The organism is Ferrithrix thermotolerans DSM 19514, assembly GCF_900128965.1.
In the GTDB taxonomy this organism is placed as follows: domain Bacteria; phylum Actinomycetota; class Acidimicrobiia; order Acidimicrobiales; family Acidimicrobiaceae; genus Ferrithrix; species Ferrithrix thermotolerans.
The window spans coordinates 1-21725 of sequence record NZ_FQUL01000039.1 but is presented as its reverse complement, the minus strand read 5'-3'; the positions used below and the strand labels follow the sequence as shown (position 1 = coordinate 21725).

General features: G+C 50.6%; 19 protein-coding genes and 1 tRNA gene. 11 read left to right on the top strand and 9 right to left on the bottom strand.

What is annotated here, in order from left to right; all coding sequences use genetic code 11:
• Nucleotides 1-165: 165 nt before the first annotated feature.
• Nucleotides 166-354, bottom strand: coding sequence for a hypothetical protein (locus BUA24_RS13455; protein ID WP_072792092.1), 189 nt, complete (start codon nt 352-354; stop codon nt 166-168).
• A 354-nt stretch (nt 355-708) separates the two neighbouring features.
• A complete protein-coding gene (locus tag BUA24_RS10070; protein ID WP_072792090.1) occupies nt 709-2769 on the bottom strand; it encodes an ABC transporter ATP-binding protein in 2061 nt (686 codons plus the stop codon).
• Between the two features lie 206 nt (nt 2770-2975).
• Between BUA24_RS10070 and BUA24_RS10065 the strand changes: the two genes are divergently transcribed.
• Nucleotides 2976-3062: transfer RNA gene (locus BUA24_RS10065), tRNA-Leu, on the top strand.
• 394 nt (nt 3063-3456) lie between these two features.
• On the opposite strand, the gene BUA24_RS10060 is transcribed toward BUA24_RS10065, so the two are convergent.
• Complete coding sequence (locus tag BUA24_RS10060; protein WP_072792088.1) at nt 3457-3909, bottom strand: peroxiredoxin; 453 nt, start codon at nt 3907-3909, stop codon at nt 3457-3459.
• Nucleotides 3910-4058: 149 nt separating this feature from the next.
• On the opposite strand from BUA24_RS10060, the gene BUA24_RS10055 reads away from it, so the two are divergent.
• Nucleotides 4059-6209: a S9 family peptidase gene (locus BUA24_RS10055; RefSeq protein ID WP_084660415.1), complete on the top strand. Its 2151-nt coding sequence runs from the start codon at nt 4059-4061 to the stop codon at nt 6207-6209.
• Between the two features lie 110 nt (nt 6210-6319).
• A complete protein-coding gene (locus tag BUA24_RS10050) occupies nt 6320-8044 on the top strand; it encodes a sensor domain-containing diguanylate cyclase (protein WP_072792083.1) in 1725 nt (574 codons plus the stop codon).
• Between the two features lie 242 nt (nt 8045-8286).
• On the opposite strand, the gene BUA24_RS13195 is transcribed toward BUA24_RS10050, so the two are convergent.
• Complete coding sequence (locus BUA24_RS13195) at nt 8287-8409, bottom strand: hypothetical protein (RefSeq protein WP_272867305.1); 123 nt, start codon at nt 8407-8409, stop codon at nt 8287-8289.
• A gap of 365 nt (nt 8410-8774) precedes the next feature.
• Between BUA24_RS13195 and BUA24_RS10045 the strand changes: the two genes are divergently transcribed.
• Nucleotides 8775-10199 (top strand): S53 family peptidase, encoded by a 1425-nt coding sequence (locus BUA24_RS10045; protein ID WP_072792081.1) that lies wholly within the window; start codon nt 8775-8777, stop codon nt 10197-10199.
• 225 nt (nt 10200-10424) lie between these two features.
• Here the strand turns inward: BUA24_RS10045 and BUA24_RS10040 are convergent, their stop codons facing one another.
• Together BUA24_RS10040 and BUA24_RS10035 are read right to left on the bottom strand one after the other, a co-directional pair.
• Complete coding sequence (locus tag BUA24_RS10040; protein WP_072792079.1) at nt 10425-11231, bottom strand: anti-sigma factor; 807 nt, start codon at nt 11229-11231, stop codon at nt 10425-10427.
• Nucleotides 11228-11788, bottom strand: coding sequence for a sigma-70 family RNA polymerase sigma factor (locus tag BUA24_RS10035; protein WP_178138800.1), 561 nt, complete (start codon nt 11786-11788; stop codon nt 11228-11230). The genes BUA24_RS10040 and BUA24_RS10035 overlap by 4 nt, the downstream gene beginning before the upstream one ends.
• Before the next feature lie 159 nt (nt 11789-11947).
• Here BUA24_RS10035 and BUA24_RS10030 point away from each other — a divergent pair, with 159 nt between their 5' ends.
• The 3 genes from BUA24_RS10030 to BUA24_RS10020 are packed head-to-tail and all read left to right on the top strand — an operon-like array spanning nt 11948 to nt 14048.
• The gene (locus tag BUA24_RS10030) at nt 11948-12358 is read left to right on the top strand and encodes a cupredoxin domain-containing protein (RefSeq protein ID WP_072792073.1); all 411 of its coding nucleotides are present in this window, start codon (nt 11948-11950) and stop codon (nt 12356-12358) included.
• A 35-nt stretch (nt 12359-12393) separates the two neighbouring features.
• On the top strand, nt 12394-13257 hold the full coding sequence (locus BUA24_RS10025; RefSeq protein ID WP_072792070.1) for a ferritin-like domain-containing protein: 864 nt from the start codon (nt 12394-12396) through the stop codon (nt 13255-13257).
• Entirely contained in the window at nt 13254-14048 is a 795-nt protein-coding gene (locus BUA24_RS10020) for a ferritin-like domain-containing protein (protein ID WP_072792067.1), read from the top strand. Before BUA24_RS10025 ends, BUA24_RS10020 begins: the two co-directional genes overlap by 4 nt.
• Nucleotides 14049-14175: 127 nt before the next feature.
• On the opposite strand, the gene BUA24_RS10015 is transcribed toward BUA24_RS10020, so the two are convergent.
• Nucleotides 14176-14634 carry a DUF3592 domain-containing protein gene (locus BUA24_RS10015; RefSeq protein ID WP_072792064.1) on the bottom strand — a complete coding sequence of 153 codons (459 nt, stop codon included), beginning with the start codon at nt 14632-14634 and terminating at the stop codon, nt 14176-14178.
• 146 nt (nt 14635-14780) lie between these two features.
• Complete coding sequence (locus tag BUA24_RS10010; RefSeq protein ID WP_072792061.1) at nt 14781-15230, bottom strand: Fur family transcriptional regulator; 450 nt, start codon at nt 15228-15230, stop codon at nt 14781-14783.
• Between the two features lie 455 nt (nt 15231-15685).
• Between BUA24_RS10010 and BUA24_RS10005 the strand changes: the two genes are divergently transcribed.
• The 3 genes from BUA24_RS10005 to BUA24_RS10000 all read left to right on the top strand — a co-directional run bounded on the left by BUA24_RS10005 (nt 15686) and on the right by BUA24_RS10000 (nt 18083).
• On the top strand, nt 15686-16765 hold the full coding sequence (locus BUA24_RS10005) for a YbfB/YjiJ family MFS transporter (RefSeq protein ID WP_072792059.1): 1080 nt from the start codon (nt 15686-15688) through the stop codon (nt 16763-16765).
• 8 nt (nt 16766-16773) lie between these two features.
• Nucleotides 16774-16947, top strand: coding sequence for an MFS transporter (locus BUA24_RS12265; RefSeq protein WP_143146518.1), 174 nt, complete (start codon nt 16774-16776; stop codon nt 16945-16947).
• A 338-nt stretch (nt 16948-17285) separates the two neighbouring features.
• Nucleotides 17286-18083 carry an HDOD domain-containing protein gene (locus tag BUA24_RS10000; protein ID WP_072792055.1) on the top strand — a complete coding sequence of 266 codons (798 nt, stop codon included), beginning with the start codon at nt 17286-17288 and terminating at the stop codon, nt 18081-18083.
• 705 nt (nt 18084-18788) lie between these two features.
• Here the strand turns inward: BUA24_RS10000 and BUA24_RS09995 are convergent.
• Nucleotides 18789-20855, bottom strand: a complete 2067-nt coding sequence (locus BUA24_RS09995) for a prolyl oligopeptidase family serine peptidase (RefSeq protein WP_072792052.1) — start codon at nt 20853-20855, stop codon at nt 18789-18791.
• Between the two features lie 678 nt (nt 20856-21533).
• On the opposite strand from BUA24_RS09995, the gene BUA24_RS12820 reads away from it, so the two are divergent.
• Nucleotides 21534-21725, top strand: a 192-nt coding sequence (locus BUA24_RS12820) for a hypothetical protein (RefSeq protein ID WP_218587463.1), incomplete at its 3' end; no start/stop codon positions are given.

Sequence of the window (21725 nt, the reverse complement as noted above, 5' to 3'; positions counted from 1 at the left end):
ACCAGGATCGTGTCTACTTCTTTGTCATACAACAAAGAAAGAAACCTTTGTCTGTGACCATTGAGGGCAGAACCAACCTCGCTGACCACTCGATTTACCGAGTAACGATGTCAAGTGGCCCAGCCAAGCACGCGTGCCACTTGGCGATCCAGATCGCTCCTTTTATCAGCAGAAGATACGCAAGCGTAAATCACCGTAGATCCTTGTCCTTTTTGAGAACTTAGATGACAGATCTCCCACCAAGATGAGCTTTCCCATTTTGGTTGCCGGAACTGCCAACTTGCCTTGACGAAACCACTTGTAAGCGGTCTGGGGATGAATACCTTGTTCAAATGCCCACTCACGAAGATTCACTATAAATCGTTATAGCTGCGCGTGAAGTCAACTGCTGCAAGCCCTAAGTTCATTATCACGCGCTAACAGGCGGCAATTAGCTTAGCACGTAGGGGAACTGAATAAAGCAAAGATAACTCTGTGGCAGTCAGACACCTTCTTGATGCTGCCATAACCCCAGTTAGTGGCACGAATTGGTCGGGATATAGCAGGTAAGTTCAGACAAAAGGCTTGAACGCTACTCCTGCCAACACCGAAATTAGACAGGCGCTAGTGACCTCTACTTCCTACATCCCCACAGCAAGAAATTGCAGTTAGTAGTCCAAGATAGCAAGAGATAAAGGTACTTCAATTTGGTGACTTCATCTCGAGACGCTAAATAGTCGTTACTGCAGCGATATCTTCGACTGGGCTTTGAAGTGGGAAGTGACAAGCAGCCTCGTGCACACCACCAAAACTCCGCATAACCGGCTCTTCCTTTGCACAGATATCCTGCGCAAAGACACAACGCGTTCGGAAACGACAGCCCGAAGGCGGATTCATTGCGGAGGGTAACTCACCCTTTACAATACTTCTATCCTTTTTACGTTCAAGGGTAGGATTCGCTATCGGCACCGCCGTAAGCAGCGCAGAGGTGTAGGGGTGTGCTGCTCTCTCATAGATATCGGCCCCACTACCGATCTCTACAACCTTACCGAGGTACATAACGGCGATCCGATCTGCAAGATACCTAACCACAGAGAGATCGTGTGATATCACAACGTAAGTAAGGTCGTGAGTTCCTTGTAGATCTTTCATCAGGTTTAGTACCTGAGAACGTATAGAGACGTCCAAAGCGGACACCGGTTCGTCAGCAACGATCAACTTCGGGTTCAGAGCCAGAGCTCTTGCAAGTCCGATTCTCTGCCGTTGTCCACCCGAGAACTCATGGGGGTAGCGCTCTAGAGCCTTAGCAGAGAGGCCAACCTCCCCTAGAAGTTGTACGACCCTTTTCCGTCTCTCTTCTTTGGTTCCGATCTTGTTCACATCAAGGGGTTCTCTAATGATCTGCTCTACACGCATCCTTGGATCTAGCGATGCGTAAGGATCTTGGAACATAAGCTGAAGGTCTTTTCGCTTCGCTCTTAGCTCGCTCTTTTTGACCCTGGTCAGGTCCTCGCCGTTAAAGTAGATGGAGCCCGAAGTCGGTTCTTCGAGACCCACCATCATCGAACCGGTCGTAGTCTTACCGCAACCAGACTCCCCCACTATTCCCAGAGTCTCACCTTTAAAGATCGTTAGCGAGACGTTGGTTACGGCCTGAAGGGTACCAACTTTGCGTTGTAGTACGGCTCCTTTGGTAACGGGAAACTCCTTGCTTACCTTGTCCAGCACCATAAGGGTCTCTGGATGATCTGCATACACCCTCCTGTACCCAGGCCCATCGGTCGTAATCTCAATCCTTGTTACGTTATCCTCACCCTTCTTAGCGCCTACAGGGGAAAAACAGGCAAAGGCATGATCGTACTCAGCCGGATGTATCAGCGATGGTTCTTTATCGAAACAGTCGTGGTGAGCATATCGACACCTCGGTGCAAATCGACAACCTACAGGTGGGTTCGTCAGATCCGGTGGAAGACCGGGAATCGAGTACAGGCGTCCCTCCACATCACGATCGAGCGGAGGGATAGAGGATAACAGGGCCTCGGCGTATGGGTGATGAGTGTTTTGAAAGAGTTCTTCCGTCTCAGCTTCCTCGACTATCTTGCCAGCGTACATGACGACAACGCGATCTGCCCTACCAGCGATGACGCCCATATCGTGGGTGATAAGCAACATAGCCATGCCAAGTTTTTCTCGCAGGTCATCGAGTAGAGAGAGTATCTGGGCTTGGATAGTCACATCCAAAGCGGTCGTGGGTTCGTCTGCTACTAAGAGCTTGGGCTCGCACGACAGAGCCATGGCAATCATCACGCGCTGACGTAGCCCGCCCGAGAGTTGATGGGGATAATAAGAAAGTCGCTCTCGGGGGTTGGGCATTCCAACTAGTGCAAGCACCTCTGCTGCGCGATCGAGAGCCTCTTTCTTTGAAGCTCCTCTGTGCAACCTTACGGTCTCTGCAATCTGATTTCCTATGGTCATACAGGGATTAAGGGACGTCATAGGATCTTGAAAGATCATCCCTATGTCGTTCCCCCTTATCGATCTCATCTCCTTCTCCGAGATCTTGGTAAGGTCACGCCCCTCAAGAGAGATAGAACCCGAGGCTATAAACCCGCCAGGAGGCAACAGTTGCATGATCGACATACCGGTCATGGTCTTGCCACATCCCGACTCTCCTACAAGACCAACAGACTCACCTGCGTCGATCGTCATGCTGACGCCGTCCACGGCGTGCACCACAGAGGTGCGAAGTTTGATGTCAGTCTTCAGATCCTTGATTTCCAAAAGACTCATTTAATGTAAAACCTCTCGTCCATCTCCCACGTCAAGGCTCATAGAGTGAGCCAAGCTCTCCATCGATCTTATCCAGTCGCTGAATAGAGCTCGCACAGAGCGCACTCAAAAACAATCGCACCAAACAGCCACCGATTGCGAAACTAAAGTTTACACTATTTGCACGCGCTGATTTCTGTGCTGGGCTGCTAATGTAACTAGACACTGTCGGAGTGGCGGAATAGGCAGACGCGCTAGGTTGAGGGCCTAGTGACCGCAAGGTCGTGGGGGTTCAAGTCCCCCCTCCGACACCAATCCTAGTTCTTTGTCAACTCTTAGTTTACGATGCCTTACAATCGGGAAATCGTGCTAACTAAACTCTGTGAGATAGACGCTGGTCGAGTCTCATCGCTTATGTAGCAACACCCAAATACCACGTAAATAACACATAAATAAGTTGAAGGGCAAGTAAATTGGCCACAAAGATGCCTAGTCTCTTCATAGACGACGCAACGCCCTAAGATGAGCCTCAACCCTAGTGTCGCATCTCTTTGAGCCTCTAGCTAGTTACCTGCTGGCACGAGTATCGGAAGGGGAACCTCGACTAATTCTTGCTCTTCCCGATCTGAAGAGATATCCGCCAATACAGCCGGGTTTGCACAACATACCCCAAGAGACACACCGCCGTGATATCTGGAAGAAGTGATGTTAGGAGTTTACCTTTAGAAAGGCAAGCGCTTCGTCTGCGTGCGCTTTCATGTTGGTCTCAGAACGAAAGACCGCCTTTACCCTGAAGTCCTGTCCAACGATGAACGTCTGTCGCTTGACCTTCAATAGATCGATAGGGCGTTTGACGCCAAACAGCTTTGAGACCTCTCCTTTTGAGTCTGACAGCAAGGGGTAGTCAAAGCTGTAGGTATCTGAGAACTCTCGCTGCTTGTCTACCGAGTCCAGACTGATACCGACTCTTAGTGCATTTAGCTCTTTGAACTCCGCAGCCATATCGCGAAAGTAACAACTCTCCGCTGTACATCCCTTTGTCATGGCAGCCGGATAGAAAAAAAGTACAACTACCCCCTCAGCCAAAAACTCTCCAAGACTACGGAGTTTTCCGTACTGATCGGCTAGTTGGAAGTCAGGAACCAAATCTCCAACGTTCATAAGTCAACTCTCTTATCGTTTGAAGTAACGAACTTTATAAGGTGTATCGAACTCCTTTTATTCCATGTCGAACCGTTAGAACTGGATCTACTCATCGCTCCTCTCATCGGTGTCGACAACTTCCCTCAAGCATTGATTAGTATCAGACCATGACATGGAAGCCGATATTGAACCCAATTACCTATAAAGACGTAGCATCGTCCACCCCTCCCGGCTCCTTCACTTGGATCTCTCCTAAGTTTTCAGCCGATGAAGAGCACCTTTATTACTTGGCAACCACTTCTGAATCGTCTGAGCTGTCACTTTATTGTTTAGACCTAAGCGATCTCAGTGTGAGAAGGCTTGAGATTCCAAAGCGCGCAAATACTACCTCGGGAGTCACCTTGGAAGAAGATCTTCGGCGACAACGGCTTCGGATATCCTTCTTTGGTGTTGCGGGATACGAACTTTTCTCCTTAGCCGGTCGGGAGCTCATGCTCATAAATACAGACGGGCACTACTTGGTTATGGACCCCAAGAGGCTCGAGATAGTTCTTGATCTAAGCGACCTAGCGCTTACAAACCCTACCCACGTACCATCGACGACGAAGATCGCAGCTATCGAGGAAAACTGTCTCGTCACCATAGATCTACTGACCAAAGAAAGGGAAGTCGTAGCTTCCCCGTCTCGTCAAGGGGTAAGCGTTGGAGTGGCTGAGTACGTTGCTCAGGAGGAGTTGGATCGAACAGATGGGTATTGGCCATCTCCAGATGGAAGATGGATCGCATACACAGAAGTAGATGAGACAGTGGTTCCGACCTTTCCGATAGTCCGGATCGATGAGACCTCGGTCAACCTTGAACAGTACAGGTATCCATTTGCGGGAGAAGATAACGCGTCGGTATCGCTTTTTATCTGCGGTATCGAAGGAGATAAACTACGACAGATTGAGTTTCCAACAGGTTATGAGTACCTATCACTAGCAAAGTGGCTGAGTGTAGATAGGTTGTTACTTCAGTTTCTTGACCGTCCTCAGAGACGCCAAAGAGTGGTTATCTATAACCCAGCAGAAGATAAGACATACGAACTTTTATCCGAAGAGATCGATCCCTGGATAAATGCAACACCGCAGTACGAGCTCTTGCATGACGGCTCGGTGCTGACTACAACAGAGGCTAGTGGAAGGCGGCACCTCTGCCTGATCGTTGAGGGATCAGCTGTAGCTCTAACCGAGGGAGACTTCGACGTGAACGAGATCGTCTCACTCTCCCATGAACACCGCTACGTTGTGGTTACAACCAACTACCTATCCCCCTTGGAAAACAGCCTCCAGATATATGACATCCGAGAGAGACGTCTGTCGGAGCCGCTAGATCTTGTGCGAGGCTCTCGTCAGGTGGTCGTCTCAAAGGGACAGCGATGGCTGTTGGAGCAGCACAGCAACCGAGAACAACCCTTTGAAACTAGGCTCTACCTATTTGATGAGCCAATAATTTGCGGCAAGGATCACCTCTCTGCAACCAAAAAATGGCACTCCCACACTCCCCTTACCCTAAAACCCCCGCGGTTGATCGAGGTTCCACTAAGCGGAGGGGAGGTGATGTATGGGCTCTTGTATCTTCCCCCCGATGGGATCTCTAAGAACAGACCCGTAGTCGTAAACGTATATGGAGGCCCACACTTTCAGATGGTTAGGGAGAGCTGGTCCCAAACCGCCGATCTGCAGGCGCAGCTCCTGGCCCAAAACGGTGTCGTCGTAGTTAAGTTCGACAACAGAGGATCGGCCGGACGCGGGAAGTCCTTTGAGGCTCCGATATATCGCGCCATGGGTACCGTAGAACTTGACGATCAAATCACAGGACTAAGTTACATCCATAGCAACTTTGACACCGACGAGAGCTCCGTTGGAGTATATGGTTGGAGTTATGGTGGGTTTATGACCCTGAGTCTCTTAGCCAAGAGGTCATCTACCTTCAAGGTGGGAGTGGCGGGTGCACCTGTTGTGGACTTTAGGTGGTACGATACCGCCTACACCGAGCGTTATATGGGCACTCCATCTGACAACCCCGAAGGGTACAGCCACGCATCGATACTAAGCCACATTGAGCAACTCAAGGCTCCCTGTCTAATAATCCACGGCCTGATCGACGAGAACGTGCATTTTCGCAATACCGCAGCCTTGCTTGAAAGAGCCATGCAGTACGATACGGAGCTAGAGCTTATGGCGTTGCCAACCTCTCGACACGCACCAACTTTGCAATCGACTCGCCTAAGCATCGTCAAAAGACGTACGGAGTTTCTCTTAGACCACCTTTTATAGGTCTTTAGACCCCAACAAGATAAAGTGGCAACGTCCGCTAAAGAGTTTTGGTGGTGATATCGATCAATATCGACAAGGGGCAGATAGATCGTGTCTAAGCAGGGCATCAGGTGGACTTTAGCAAAGAGTTAGATTTTTCAAATAAAAGTGGCGACCTGGTTGCAGAAGAACGCCTACAGAGGCTTTTAGAGGGACTCAAGTCTCTGCGTCAAAACAACGACACAGCCGCTGCCCTATCTATATTGGCCACTTTGATCTGTGACACCCTTGGCTTTGGACTCTGTGTAGTTAGCGTCTTGGATTGCGACGACCTTTTCAGGACTCGAGCGGTAGGTCAAAACAGCCTCTATCACGACAGGGACGTCTTTGAGGAGTACACTTTGCCTAGAGAAACCTTTGAGATCATCGCTGAGTCCGGCGCTTGGTACGGTGATGTGCTTTGGCTCGAGGGTTCCTCCGAGGTTTTGCAAGATCCCAGGGTTATGCCCTACATCATTGTTCACAAACCCACCAAGCCAGGAGGTCCATGGCATCCGAGTTCTCTGCTTGTATCGACGATCTACAGTTCACAGGGAGAGATCACAGGGTTCATAAGCCTCGACGACCCCCTCTCTGGAAAGATTCCGACGACCTTAGACTTTTTGACGTTACAGCTTTGCAGTCAGGTCGCCGCCACCTTGTTGGAGGTCGACAAGCTCCGCAGTGCATCAAGGGAAGAGATGGCGGAGATCACACATCAAAGGACCCAGATTGCACGCCTTTTACAGGCGAGCTCTGCGATCGGCAAGGCAACTCAGGTAGAGTCCGTTCTAAAGACGATCGTAAACGCCATGGGATCATCTGGAGGGTTCCAACGGGTGGTCTTGTATCTATACGACGACGCTACTAGGGAGCTAGCTGCAGTAGCCTTCTTTGGACTTAACGACGAGGACAGGGACAGGCTCGCAAGCAATCCGGTTCCCTACTCTTCGTTCACCGAACTGATGCAGCCACAGTTTAAGATCTCCAGATCCTATCTCTACGATCACTCGCGCGCTGGTTACACGCCTAATGTCATCTCCAGCCTCTCCATACCCTTACGGCCCGACGAAGACATCGGAGAGGACCATTGGCAGCCACTAGACACCCTCACCATACCCCTGCGGGCCGAAAACGGCGACCTTCTTGGTGTCATCTCGGTAGATGAGCCCGAGAACAGCCTGATTCCGTCTCTCGAACACATCGTGGCGCTTGAGTGTTTCGCTGATCAATGCAGCTACGCGCTACAACGGGCAAGGCAGAATCAAGAACTCACAGTCCGGGCATCAACCGACCCCCTTACGGGCCTCTTGAACCGTAACGCATCGCTGCAGGAGATCACGGCCCTTATTGGGCAGGCATCTGAGAGGGGCGAGGAGGGAGCTCTGCTCTTTATGGATCTAGATCACTTCAAAGACATAAACGACAAGTACGGACACATAGTTGGTGACAACGTACTTGAGGCCGTAGGAGTTGCTCTTAGATCGTCCTTACGGTCGGGAGATGTCGTTGGCAGATACGGAGGAGAAGAGTTTGTCGCATACCTTCCCGGGCAGGACACGGCTTCAGCGATAAAGGTAGCAGAAAAGCTTCGAGACGAGATCTCCCAACTCGTCTTCACACCAGAGCTTGGCACCTTTTCTCCCTTTAGAGTAACGATGACGATCGGACTTGCTACGGTCTCCCAGGTGGTCCTCTTTACACCGGCTAGGCTGCAAGACAGCGAGCTTTGTAACCTGTTGATATACAGCGCCGACTCTGCACTGTATAGAGGAAAAACCTCGGGAAGAAATCGGGTTGTACCTTTTTCAAACTAGCTAAACCCAAAGACTCAGTAAGCTCGGCTCTCTGATCTTTCAAGAAAAATTCCACCAGCCGCTCTGTGTTTTTCTATCACCGTTCCCTGCTCTTTGGTCTTTAGTAGCGGCAAAAGGAATCCAGAGCAATGAGATGGTGATACATGGCGCCATCTCTTTAGAGGTCAAAGAGAGGATGTTGACGCCCAATGGAGTGGACAAACTCGGTTCGCTTCCAACCTCGTCATGAACCTTCTAATCAACTATTCAAGTGAACTTACCAGGTCATCTGATGGGTTATCTAAATCATCTAGCTGCATTGGATCAGCGTGTAACTGAAGCGAACCAAGTCGAAGGCGCATGTGACCGTAGCCGACCCAGGTCATCTACTGCCCCACATCGCCAGATTTACAAAGAGAGCCTATCAGAGCCTAAGGCTCACACAGCACAGATTACCTTTCGCAGACTCCACAACTTAGCACAAAGGGTAATTTGCAAGTTTGATGCCGCACCCTAAAAACTACTCTCGAACTGCCTCCGTCCACCAGGGAAAGACAGATCTCTGTCCGGCCGCGAACATGGCCAGTGGGCTTTGAGGGTTGTATGTCTTGACTTCTGTAAGAAGTAACTAAGTCCTACCATTTGAGAGAGGCATATAACAACTTTTATGCCATAAACTCAGTCAGAACTTTTTATCTGTGGTAATCTCAGGTGTTATTTATGTAACCGCATGTAGGAAGGGGTGACTTAGTTGAGCAGTCAACGTGTATTAGCCAAGAAAGGGTTGGCAGGCTTAGGTGCTCTTGCGCTAGCAGCTGGTTTTTCGATGTCGACGGCGAGTGCTGCATCTTTGACCCATGTGAACCCAGGCTCCGAAACAACTAGTGCCAAGAAAGCCTCTCTAGTCCCTTTGTTACAGGTAGGGCCAGTGATAAATAGTTCTCCTGGTCAGGCGCCGCCCTCTAACAGCTACTGCCTCGCCCACTTTCAGATCGCTTGTTATGGTCCCAGCGACATGGCAAACGAGTACAACTTCACCGGTGCCTACGCCCAGGGATACAAGGGTCAGGGGCAAAGTATCGTAATATTCGACTCCTACGGCAGTCCTACGATCCAAAAAGATCTAACTATCTTCGACGCCGCCTATCACCTACCTCCCCCACCCGCCTTCAACATATATGAGCCCGAAGGCAAGGTGGTTTTACACTACAACGGACTCGCTACCCCGGCTTTCCATCATCCAAAGCAGGTTGCAAACCAGATCGGATGGGCGTATGAGACAACTCTAGACGTCGAGTACGCTCACGCCATGGCTCCAGATGCGACCATAGATCTAGTGCTTGTACCTGTAGCGGAGACCTACGGGGTTCACGGCATGTGGAACATGGAGAACGCTCAGAGATGGGCGATGGACAATCACATCGGCAACATTTGGTCTAACAGCTGGGCAACAGCGGAGCAGACCTTTACCCGAACGAACCAGCTGATGCAGTTGAACAAGCTCTACCAACAGGCTTCGGAAGCCGGAATAAGCAGCTTCTTCGCAGCGGGTGACACAGGCGCCGCCAACACCAACGCCCAAGGTGTCTACTACCCCTATCCAACCGTTAACTATCCGTCCTCGAGTCAGTATGTCATATCTGTAGGGGGAACAGAGATCCCCTCTACCCCAGAGGCTATCACCACCTACACGCCAGAGTCGGTGTGGAACGATGGATTTGGAGCAGGAGGCGGAGGTTACAGCGCCTTCTTCCCCGAACCCGCTTTCCAACAGTCCGCCGGTCTTATAAATCCAAATCTGATGAGGGGGCTCCCTGACGTCTCCTATAACGCAGCGGTTCTAAGCGCTGTTCTAATCTATGAAAGCTTCGACCCGATCGCAGGCGCTGGCTGGGTGCCCATAGGAGGAACCTCAGCAGCTACACCTCAGTGGGCTGCCGTGGACGCAGTGGCTCAAAGCGCACTGGGAAATCTTGGATACATAGCACCGACGCTTTATCGGATATATGAGAATCCTGCCCTATATGCACAGGCCTTCCACGACATAACAAGTGGGAACAACTCATTTGCGGGTATAACCGGCTACAACGCTAGCACTGGATGGGATCCAGCATCTGGACTTGGTACTCCAAATGTGGCGGGTCTCATCCAGGCAATTAGGGCACTACAGCCATAGCAACAATCGCAGTGGTAACGGTAGTGGCAACAACCATCGAAATGGATGTGTCAGGCAGTAGGTCACACTGGGCGACGGAGAGAGGCGCCCAGTGTGACGTCTTTCCAAAGTACAAGAACGCTTCTCATGGGACGCACTTAATAGATAGAGCGCATGAAGTTTTGACAGTGTTGATGGCACAACACATTCTGTCGCTCACCCTGTGCTCTTGAAACTTCGACAGTTTTAGACTACCTTCGCAGTGGCTATCACCGGAGTAGTAGGGACTGTAACCCCACCCTCTGGTTCTATGTTGAGCATCAACTGCGTCACATTCCTTTGCACCACGAAGGAGTAAACTTGAGGCCTGGTACCCAACACCCCTAGGGACACTACTCTACCATCCGCAATCGCCCAGAGTTGGTAGGTCTTAGCTTTGTTCACCGCTACAATCGCTCTTCCAAGAAAATAGCTTTGACCACTTGGCAAGATCGCTACCTCAGCAAGCAGTCTTCCTTGAGTAGATCTCAACGATAACACCTTTGCGCTTGGATTGGATAGAGCTGCAGATGCTACGGCCGAAAGCGTTGGAGAGGTACTAGATCTAAGCGCACTAACTTGCCCAGAAAGATGTGACACCTCAAAACCAAGAACAAGCATCACCGCTGCTGCGATAGATCCAACCGAGGTCAAAATAGCTCTTCTTCTCGACCGATGGCTCTTAGACTTTGATGTTATCGTCCTATCAGATGCATCTGACCCTAGCAACTGCAACTTGGGAGGATCAGCCAATATCCCATCGATACCTTCAGGGACCTCAAGCTCGAGGGATCTCTCGATCTTCTCCCATAAAGCAGAAGAGGATCCGACGGTAGAGCTTCCGAGCTTGCCAGCTACCTCTCGATACCTTAACACCTCCAAAGAGCAGCTCATACATTCCTCAAGGTGCTGCGTAACTATAAGCGCTTCGTCTTCATCAAGTGCGTCCAGGGCGTATACCCCCAAAGACTCCACTATCTCTTCGTGGTTCATAACTATCTCTTCATGGCTCATATCTCGACCTCTGCTAAAGAGACTGAGAGCCTCTTTAGCCCACTTCTAATTCTACTTTTTATGGTTCCTTCCGGCTGTTCTAGCACCACAGATACCTCCTTGTAGGTAAGCCCATGAAAATATGCGAGCTCTATTGGGCGTCGCTCCGTCTCTGCAAGGTTGTTCAAAGCCGCCCGAACCGTCTCAGAGTTTGAAAGCTCAACTATCTCTCGGTCAACGTCGTCCTTCGAAATGACAGCTAGTCGAGCTTCACGCTCCTCCCGGGCCTTTCGGGCACTCTCTGAGCGGACTATATCTACCGACTTCGAGTGGGCAGCTGCAAGCAGAAAAGATCTAAGAGAACCTCGCTCTGGGTCGTAGCGGGTTGGATCCCGCCAAAGCTTAATAAAGATCTCCTGCACCACCTCTTCCGCGAGCCCGGGAGAGTTAAGTACCCTTCTTGCCAAAGCTAACATAGCGCCGCCATGGCGTCTGTATATCTCGGCAAGCGCATCTTGTTCAAAACGAGCAACCGCCAGAACTAGCTTGGTATCACTAGCTTCTTTCCAATGCTCCATCATGGAAAGTATACGACGCCTATAACGTGCTCAGATTATATATCTTTGCCGATGTTGGGGACTGGGGGACTATTTACCCCGCCACATCTGCAAGGACCGGAAACTAGATCGAAGAGATAGAAGTTAAACCAAAGCACTCGGCGACTTCGTAGTAGTGTCATGAAATCAAAGCAAACACGCCCACTAAAGGGGTACGTGACAAAGGCTCTGGCGATCGGCGCTGCTACCGTCTCTTTGGCGGCTTGCGGAGCAACCTCAGCATCGAGCACAACCTCCAACTCATCGTCAGCTTCTACAAAGAACGAAGCCACAATAGTGATCAATAACTTCAAGTACTACCCGGCCACCTTGGTCGTCTCTCCGGGTGAGACCGTGGTGGTAAAGAACAAGGACGTAGCTACTCACTCCGTAACGGCCCAGCCAGGACCAAACGGACAGGCACCGGCTTTCAACTCAGGGAACATTGCCCCCGGAGCCCAAGGCACATTCAAAGCCCCCACCACAAAGGGTACATATCCATACATATGCGATATCCACTCCTTTATGCACGGGACACTTATCGTCAAATAGGTCTTATCAGAGAAATAGATAAGGGAAGGAAAGAGATGAACGAAAACCGTAATCTTGACGAACCTGAGCTGATAGAGCTCATGGAACAGTCAAAAGACATCCATTCAGACGCAATGAGGCGAACGAGAGGCGACATAAATGACTTGATCAACAACGTCGCTCCAGCCACTGAGCGCCCTGAAGAACGCAAGGAAGAGGCTGCTGAGTTCACTAAGAAACGATCGGAGATCTTGGGAGCTGCGTCTAATGGACTTGGAATCCTTGGCGTAACCGGTCTTGGAGCTGCCATGCTAGCGCTGTTTTCAAAGCCGGCCTTTGCATCCTCTAACACCGACATACAGATACTGCAGACCGCAGCATCAATTGAAAATCTTGCGGTTGCAACCTACCAAACAGCCCTTACGCTCCCATTTATCGGAGGATCGAGCGCAAACCCAGTAGTAAAGGCGTTTGCACAGACGACGATGAAACAGCATCAGGAGCATGCGCAAGCCTTCAACGCTGCGATCACTGCCCTTGGGGGTAAACAGCAGAACAATCCCGATCCAGTACTGCTAAAGGTAGTAGAGTCTGCAAAGCCTTCACTGACCAGTCCCTCGCAGGTAGTCAACTTGGCGCTAGAACTAGAACAAGGTGCTGCAGAGACCTACGTGGCCAACGTAGCTGCCCTTAGTGAAGCGAGAGCCATCGACGTCACATCGTCAATACTGGGAGTTGAAGCTCAGCACGTCGCTATCTTGACAGCCGTATCCGCACTGTTGTCAGCAGGTGCGCCCCAACTAATCACGCTTCCACCCCCAGCAGCTCAACTCCCCGCCGCAGCAGGAAGCATCGGATTTCCAAATGCTTTTTACCCTACGAACAAAGCCCGACCCCAAACAGAAGGAGCCGTTAAGTGAGAACGAAGAAAGACACAACTCCCGAGATCGCAATCTCAGAGCACGAGTTATACAGCTTGACAGAGGAGTTAGCAGATAAACACCAGGACACTCTTCCGAAGATGAGAGAGGGAGCAAACGAGGTATCCGAATCGATACGGGAGTTGACCAAGTCAAAATATGGCAGGAGATCGTTTCTAACGAAGGCTGCTGCTCTTGGCGCTGGAGGAGCCCTGCTCGCCGCTTGTGGGACCGCAGCTTCGACGTCGACCACAGCCGCACCAAAGGTTGCAGGACCCTCTGTCGATCTACAGGTAGCCGCGCTAGCGGCAAGCTTGGAGAACCTAGCTGTCTCCACCTACAAAGCTGGCATATCTGCTGCCACAGCGGGAAAACTTGGGACCGTTCCTCCCGCCGTGGCCAACTTCGCCGAAACCGCCATGGCTCAGCATGCAGACCATGCAAAGGCATGGAACTCAATTCTAGTTGGAGCTGGTTATAAGGCGATATCCGCCCCTGATCCAGCACTAAATGGAGTCATAAACGCCGATCTTGGTAAGGTTGCAAACGTAGTCGATCTTGCAAAGCTGGCGTTGAACCTAGAAGGTGTGGCGGCTGCGACCTACCTCGAAGCTTTATATGCACTATCGTCCAAGTCAGCCAGGGCTATAGCAGCAACGATTCAGCCAGTAGAGATGCAGCACGTGGCCATCTTGAACTTTGTGCTTGGGACCTATCCGGTTCCCAATGCGTTTGCTACAACGACCGGAGCAAGGCCCGCTGGTGAGGCCAAGTCCCTGCTTGTGAAGTAAACAAACAAGATCTTGCGTCACCTGGATATAGATTCGATTCGCCCTCAGTCTCTTCCAGGTGACGCAGAACCTATTTAAGACCATTCAAGAAACCGGTCGCTCCAGGTCCACTAAATTTTCGAAATTCTTACCTTCTCTGCATCTTCCGTCTGGTCCTTGCGACTTTGAAAAGGGAGTAGATGAGCGTTACAAGGGCAGCAAAAAGCAGTGTTCCACCTTTTTGCAAAAGGCCCATCCAATCAGGCTTTTGCTGAGCTATATCTCTAGCTGAAGAGACATTACCGGGGTCGTAGCGAACCTCTCTTACCGTCCCAAGCGTTGCCCTTACAGGAGATGGGAGGTCTCTAATACGATAGGTCTGGCCGTTGACTCTGTAGCAGACGGTGCTCTGAAACAGCTCAGGAGAAGATCCTTGAATTGACCTCACATCACAGATAACTCCCTGAGAAGCCCTCCAGCTAGACGGAGCACTGGTTTGTGTGTGTTCGTAAAGAGCTATCGAGACAAATGATAGCCCACTCGCTAAGAGTCCCACACCCATCACCGACAACAACACATATAGGGCTAACCCAGTTTTAGCTCTCAAAGTAAAGTCCCATCCCTAAAGGCCCACTTGGTACCACGGAGGGAGGTGGCTTAATACTCGTCTACCTCTCCAAGTTGACTCGACATCAACCAGATTCCCACTGAGAACAAGTTCTATCAGGCCCCAGATCCTTCTTATCTCCATCGTTACTGCGTGGCCAACTCCATCTTACAGCTTGGACATAGACCCTTGAAAACTATGTCTAGTCCCTGAAGTTCGTATCCAAATCGCTCAGAGTCTGAAAGCGTAACACCTTCCACTCCTAAAGGGTGGACGTCTTTGAGGGTTTGGCACCTAAGGCAGAGGAGGTGGTGGTGGGAGACCTCCACGTTGGGATCGTAACGCTTTACACCGTCGTCGGCTGCCACAACCCTAACCTCCCCCATCGCCACAAGGTCTCTAAGGGTGTTATAGACGGTTGCCTGGCTTATCTCAGGGAGACGGTCTTGAGCCCGCTCAAGGATCTCTTCCGCGGTCAGATGCACATGATCTCCCTTTAGCACCTCAGCGACGACACGCCTCTGTGCGCTAAGCCGCCAACCCCGTTCTCTAAGACGATCGATGAGGTTGTTCTTCGTATCTACCGCAGTCTCCATACAACCACTATAGCGACTTAAATAGCGCTCTTATATATAGGACGGCTCTCTTATTATAACTCTTCTAAGAATTGAATATGTAGCCTACCTAATATCGAGAAAACAGAGCAAGAGGAGATACCAGAGACACAGACCTGACACCGTATCTGGGGGTGCGGATCGTGAGACTTTGAACTCCACATAGAAATCGCCCTTTCACCTACTGCTTCAAATCTCTTGAACTTTCATAGAGCCAAGGCGGAAGAAGTATCTACAGAACTACTGAAACAAGAGCTCAACCACTACGACGAAGCCGTCTTGCTCTAAGCAACACAGACGCATGATTCTCAAGTACAACGGTTAGGGCACGACTGACGTTCGATCCACCAAAGCCGTGATAGCACCTCTTGGTACTGGGAGAGAGACGCCGATCAGAGACGGTATCTGAGCGTTTACAACCTCCGAAGATATCTTGGATGAAGGGACGGTCCCATGAAGACTACACAGCTGTATACGATCGATATGTGGATATTTTGAGCAGAAGGCCGACCTCAAACCTTACCGTTGCCATATTGATGGCGTGGGCACCGGCAACCGCTATTGGGTTTGCGCGATTCTCCTATGCACTCCTACTGCCACCGATGGCTCAGCCGCTACACCTCAACTACGAGGAAGCAGGGGCACTAAACGTGACGAACGCTATGGGTTACCTAGTAGGAGCGCTTAGCGTCCACCTGGTCGCCAAGAGATATGGACACAAAAGGACCGTTCTAATGTCCATGCTCATGCTCGTGTTACTTCTACTCTTCGTCGGAGGCACGAACAGCTACACCTTGATACTGTTTCTTCGAGGCCTCTCAGGTTACTTCGGCGCCTTAGTCTTCATCGCAGGAGGAGCAGTCTTAGCTCACTACCTATCAGGCAAAAAGGCAAGCGCAAAGGAGGCGTCACTCGCCCTAGGCCTTTACTTTGGAGGCGCTGGTCTCGGTACAGCTATCTCTGGAGCGGTACTTCCTGCTCTCTTGAGTTTTACGGGCGAGGGCCGTTGGCAGTACGGGTGGTTCGCATTAGCGGTCTTGTCGTTTATGTCCCTTCTACTAGTTCAAAGGGGAGTGTCCCATATCTCCGAACACGACCTCAGGGATAATGACAGAGAGTCAGATATCGAGCTACCAAAGGCACGAGTCTCTACACTATGGGCGGCGATCTTGTCTTACGGCATCTTTGGTGCTGGACACATATCATTTATGACCTTTGTGGTCGTACTTTTGAAACTCGAAAGGAAGACATCTCTATTTATCTCCATCTTCTACGTCGTACTTGGGGGTTCCAGCCTGTTATCGGCTTATATATGGTCAGGGCCTCTATCGAGGCTCAAAGGAGGATTTGGTCTTGGAGCGACCTATATCGTCGTCGCAGCCGGGTCTGCCCTACCAACATTTACACGCTCTAACGCAGGTGCACTCCCTTCGGCTCTGCTGTTTGGACTTGGACTGATGGCGTCCTCCACCGCCTTCGCCAAGACCGCAGAGCGTAACCTCCCTCTTCTTCCCTAACCAAGGCTTTGGGTATAGCGACAGCCGCTATGGCTATTGGACAGACGGCTGGCCCTCTTTTAACTGGATACGTATCAGACACCTTTGGGGTAGTGACAGGAATGGCGTCCTCCACCGCTGTTCTCGTTCTCGCCTCAGGCGTTACCTTGCTACAGTTTGATCGACGTCGCATCTCCTCATAGAGACAGCTAGCGACCACAAACACTTCATTAAAAGACAAAGTCTCCACCACAACAGCGACGCATACATAGAAGGTGTGCATCTTCCCTATCTCATTGGGACCTATGGCCCTAACGCCTAGGGATTTTTTGTTTTATCGTTATATCTGTTGGAGCTAGGGCATAACTGAAAGGTAGGCACTAGTCCGAAGAGCTTCCAACCCTAAAACCAAGCCAGCCAGAGATGCCCCGAGAGATCGGGGCATCTGGTTTTCATCCAACAAAGAACTCAATGGACACTCCTGGTAGGTCGAAACAGACTCGATGGAATATCAGGAAAACCGACAAAGAGAGGCACCAAAGTGAGAAACATCGAAGAGGTGTTGCTACACAGCTTCGAAAACCTCTCCCCAGCCTCGCATGTAGCTGTAGCTGTGCTAAATGAGATAAGTCACGACGATGTTGGAGCAGCCGATCTAGCTCTTATTATTGCGACCGATCCTGTCTTGACCGCAAAGATTATGCGTATGGCAAACTCGTCTATGTACTCAAGGAGAGGTCAGGTCTCTCAACTCAACGTGGCCATTGCGTTACTTGGACTTAGAACCGTTCAGTCGATCGCGCTGACGAGCGTACTACAGATGGTCAGCCCTATAGACGAGTCCGACTGGCTGCACTCAATCACGACTGCAATGGCCGCAACTCAACTGGCACCAGTCTTTGGCATAGACAGTGGCGAGGCCTTCTCGGTTGGGATGTTGCACGACCTCGGCGTCTCACTTTTCCGAGAGTACGATCGTGAGGGTTATCAACGCATTTTGTCAGAGGTAAATTTTCCTCCTTCGCAAGAAGACCAGGATCGCCTTTTGTCCTTGGAGTTTGAGCGTTACGGTACCACACATCCTCATCTTGGCTCTATGGTCATGCAGTCGTGGAGTCTTCCGATAGAGATGCTGGAGGCGGTAAGGCATCACCACGACTCAAGCCGACAAACAACTCTGACAAGACTGCTACGTGCAGCCGACCTTTTTTCCTACTACGTCCAATACTCCATTGAGCCCGACGAGCCGATCGTCAAAGAGCTTTCTTACGAGGAGACACTTACACAGCTGCACAGGCTAAAGGAACAGTCTCGTCAGACATTGCTGTTGGTTGACTGACCTCAGAAACACTTTAGTTCTCTGCCACCTCTGATACCAGCGTCTCCTTGGCCATTCGAGACGCTTTGCAAGCTAACGTTCCATTATCTAAAGAGAAGGTCCTTTGTCAGACTGCCTATCTGCGCATGAAAGTTATCGAAGTTGATCTTTAGATCTATTCATTTATGCATCTAAGGACCAGAGGATCTAAGGATACTCCACAGGCGCCGAACATCTATTCACCTCTTCGTCGCCTGAACCATAAAGCATGACCCAGACGACCACACATAATGCCTTGAAGCTCTCTTACCTGCACCTCCAGGGGAACAAATAAAGCTATAACTTCTCAAACTTTGAGACAACCCCAACCTGGACGGACCAGAGGCCCCGTCCGTAAGGGCGGAGAGGTTCACGATCTGTACCTTTAGCAGATATATGTCCAAAAAAGCAGAGAGCCTCCGCTAGCTCTCAGGGTAAGTCGATGGGACTTTAGAGAAACACAGTCAATGGCCATATTCAAAGACGGCTTTAGCACGGCCAACGTTATAAACGCGCAGCTGAAACGAGGTATTAGGCCTAATGAGACCTGTGGCTGGGGTTGACCGGAACACCAACGTTACGCAGGTATGAATCGACGGGTCTATCCTCAGCGACAACCTCGAGCTGTTCGCATGGCTTCACAAAGCAGACGATAACGTCTCCAAGCCAAGAGATGAGCACACCAGGCTAAGCCATAGCCGTCTCTAAGAAGACTATCTTGTCTACCACTTCATCGATAAGCATCTCAACCGGCTTCCCAAGGCCGTGTCCCACTGAAGCTGCAACGCGCAACAAGATCGGTCGATCACAGCCCTGCGCAGCCTGCAACGTTGCTGCAAACTTTAGAGAGTGACCCGGAACAACCCGGTCGTCGTGGTCACCGGTCAACACGAAGGTTGGAGGATAGCAGGTTCCTGGAGTTACGTTATGAAGTGGAGAGTAAGACTTCAGCCAACGATACTGCTCAGGATCGTTGGGACTCCCATAGTCACTGCGCCAAGCCCAGCCAACTGTAAACTTATCAAACCGTAACATATCGTAGACACCGACATCTGAGATCGCAGCTCCGAAAAGCTCGGGGTGCTGAGTTATGCAGGCGCCGACCAAAAGGCCACCGTTCGACGCTCCAGAGATGGCCGTTCTACCAGGAGTTGACCATCCAGAGGTTGTTAGCCACCGAGCACAGGCGCAGTAGTCGTCAAAAACATTCTGCTTATTACCGAGGCGACCGCTGTCATGCCACGAAGTACCGAACTCCCCTCCCCCTCGCAGGTTTGTCACCGCAACGACACCACCGCTATCCAGCCAAGACGCAAAGAGAAGAGAGAAAGATGGAGTGACCGGAATGTTGAACCCTCCGTATCCATACATCAGCACCCTACCATCGCCTCTGGGTACCATGTCTCGACCATGGATCAGAAACATCGGCACCTTCGTCCCATCTTGCGACTCGACAAAGACCCGTTCAGTTACGTAGTCGTTTGGATCAAGTATTGACGCTGATCGTTGAAGTACCTCAGTGATCTTTGTGTCGACGTTATGACGCCAGATCGTACCAGACTCCACAAAAGAGACCGTCTGGAAGTAGATCCACGAATCAGAGGGATCACCCTCAAAGGATCTTGGCGATGTCGAGTCGTGGGTAAGGGAGACGCTCCCGATCTCGGCGATCTCATGAGATGGAACCCCATTTCTTTCGTAGATCTTTAGAACCGACTGAGCGTCACGCAAGTAGTGGCACACGATCTTACCGCCACAGATCTGCGCCTCAAGAAGAATATCTTCGCACTCTTTGACTACATCAAGCCAAGGATCTTCTGGACGAGAGACGTCAAGTTCTACGATTTTTTGTCGTTCTGCATCTCTATCGGTCAGTATCAGGACTCTCGTCCCCTCGTTACCGACTACCTGAGCTTTACAGGAAAAGTCTTTGCAAAGAGGCTGAAAACGCGCATCGGGATAGGCCAAATCTTTAACGAGGAGCATATTTTCTACTCCAGTGCCTCTGTGAATACTTAAGAACAGATATCTATCGTCGTTGCTCACCTCAACTGAGGGTAGCCAGTCAGGTTGATTCGGGGCACTGAAGACCTCCTCGTCCTGACGCTGAGAGGTGCCAAGGCTATGAAACAGGATGCGCCTACCCCTGCTCTCATCTAGAAAGACTCCTGATTCTAAAGGTTGATCCATTCCTGCGTAGAAGAATCCGCTCTTGTCACGGCGCCACGAAACTGACATAAACTTGGACCACTGCACTAAATCTTGTAAATCTTGCCCGGTACTGACGTCCCTGATACGCCAAGTCATCCAATCTGACCCCGATTCACTAACCGCGTAGGCAACTAATAGACCATCATGAGTGATTGAAAGCTGAGTAAGTGCTACCGTTCCGTTATCTGATAATGGGTTTGGGTCGATCAGGGTACGAGCTTCACCGCAGGGTTCGTCCCCGACAACCAACACTGACTGGTTCTGTAGACCAGAGTTTCGGGTCTGAAACCACTTCACCCCACGCCGAAAGGGAACGCCAGCTTTTGGGAAGTTCCAAAGTTCACGTGTTCGAGCACGTATCGCATCACGATTCAAACAAGATTTGAGCACACGCTGAGTGAGAGCGTTTTGCTGGGCGATCCAATCTTTAGTCTCCGTACTATTTGTATCTTCCAGCCAACGATAGGGGTCTGGGACCGCCTCTCCGAAGTAATGGTCTACTACGTCGCATCGCCTTGCAGCTGGGTATTCAAGGTTATCCATAGATGGCTACACTACTACCATTCATCGACACATCGTTGTCTCCCCTGTCGGTAAGTATTTATCCTGGAGATTCCTTTGCTCTACACTCGAAGGTCTGCTCTAAGACGACGATTTATGGACAGATCTCAACGCAGCAAAGATCTCAACCGTAGTCTTACGGCAATCGAGCTCTCTGTCCCTCTCGCTCAGTACAACTATGCGAGCAAGATTGTGATAAAGATCGTTTCGTAAATACCCCCTTGATCCTTCCCCTTTCTCGACTTGTTCTGCGACGTCTCATCTTCGGGACTCCGCTCCTCTTGCCCCAAAGGTGAATAAACAACCTTTGAACTTAACTGCTCGACGTAGTAGTGTCTAGTTGTTGGAGGAATTTGCAGCTAAAGGCGGAAACTGTTCGCTGCAAACCAAGTCAATTAACATAGATATAGTCCCTCGGGTCACAACTATCCCAGCAACCTCCGAGCCCAACTGTTACTGCAGCTCTCAACCGTAGTGGTGAACGCCCCCTTTTTTCGGACCACCCAATATGTGAGTCGACCACTCTTATTCGGCTCTCCTAACACTCATGTGGATCCCCCGAGTCACCTAATCGGGGAATAACCCCATCACAATCGTGACTTTCGGGTCTGAAAAAGCGATAGAAGAAACGCGCACGGTTTCCGACCCCTAAATTTGGAGTTGCGAAACCATCAAAAAAGGAAGATCGGACCCGTGTGCGCTACTTCTTTAGTTACGCAGATCCTTGGCCTAAAAGGTGTCGTGGTAAGCAAAGTTTCTCTCTTTGAGTCAGAGATAGTGGTGGAACTCAAAGCTCACTTGTCCAAAGTGCAAGTACAAGACACGCTTTCGCTACGACATGCGAAGCATCAA

Excerpts from the sequence above, each read along its gene's own strand:
- BUA24_RS10070 (WP_072792090.1), bottom strand. The coding sequence starts at position 2,769 with ATGAGTCTTTTGGAAATCAAGGATCTGAAGACTGACATCAAACTTCGC.
- BUA24_RS10060 (WP_072792088.1), bottom strand. The coding sequence starts at position 3,909 with ATGAACGTTGGAGATTTGGTTCCTGACTTCCAACTAGCCGATCAGTAC.
- BUA24_RS10055 (WP_084660415.1), top strand. The coding sequence starts at position 4,059 with ATGACATGGAAGCCGATATTGAACCCAATTACCTATAAAGACGTAGCA.
- BUA24_RS13195 (WP_272867305.1), bottom strand. The coding sequence starts at position 8,409 with ATGACCTGGGTCGGCTACGGTCACATGCGCCTTCGACTTGGTTCGCTT.
- BUA24_RS10040 (WP_072792079.1), bottom strand. The coding sequence starts at position 11,231 with ATGAGCCATGAAGAGATAGTTATGAACCACGAAGAGATAGTGGAGTCT.
- BUA24_RS10035 (WP_178138800.1), bottom strand. The coding sequence starts at position 11,788 with ATGGAGCATTGGAAAGAAGCTAGTGATACCAAGCTAGTTCTGGCGGTT.
- BUA24_RS10030 (WP_072792073.1), top strand. The coding sequence starts at position 11,948 with ATGAAATCAAAGCAAACACGCCCACTAAAGGGGTACGTGACAAAGGCT.
- BUA24_RS10025 (WP_072792070.1), top strand. The coding sequence starts at position 12,394 with ATGAACGAAAACCGTAATCTTGACGAACCTGAGCTGATAGAGCTCATG.
- BUA24_RS10010 (WP_072792061.1), bottom strand. The coding sequence starts at position 15,230 with ATGGAGACTGCGGTAGATACGAAGAACAACCTCATCGATCGTCTTAGA.
- BUA24_RS10005 (WP_072792059.1), top strand. The coding sequence starts at position 15,686 with ATGAAGGGACGGTCCCATGAAGACTACACAGCTGTATACGATCGATAT.
- BUA24_RS09995 (WP_072792052.1), bottom strand. The coding sequence starts at position 20,855 with ATGGATAACCTTGAATACCCAGCTGCAAGGCGATGCGACGTAGTAGAC.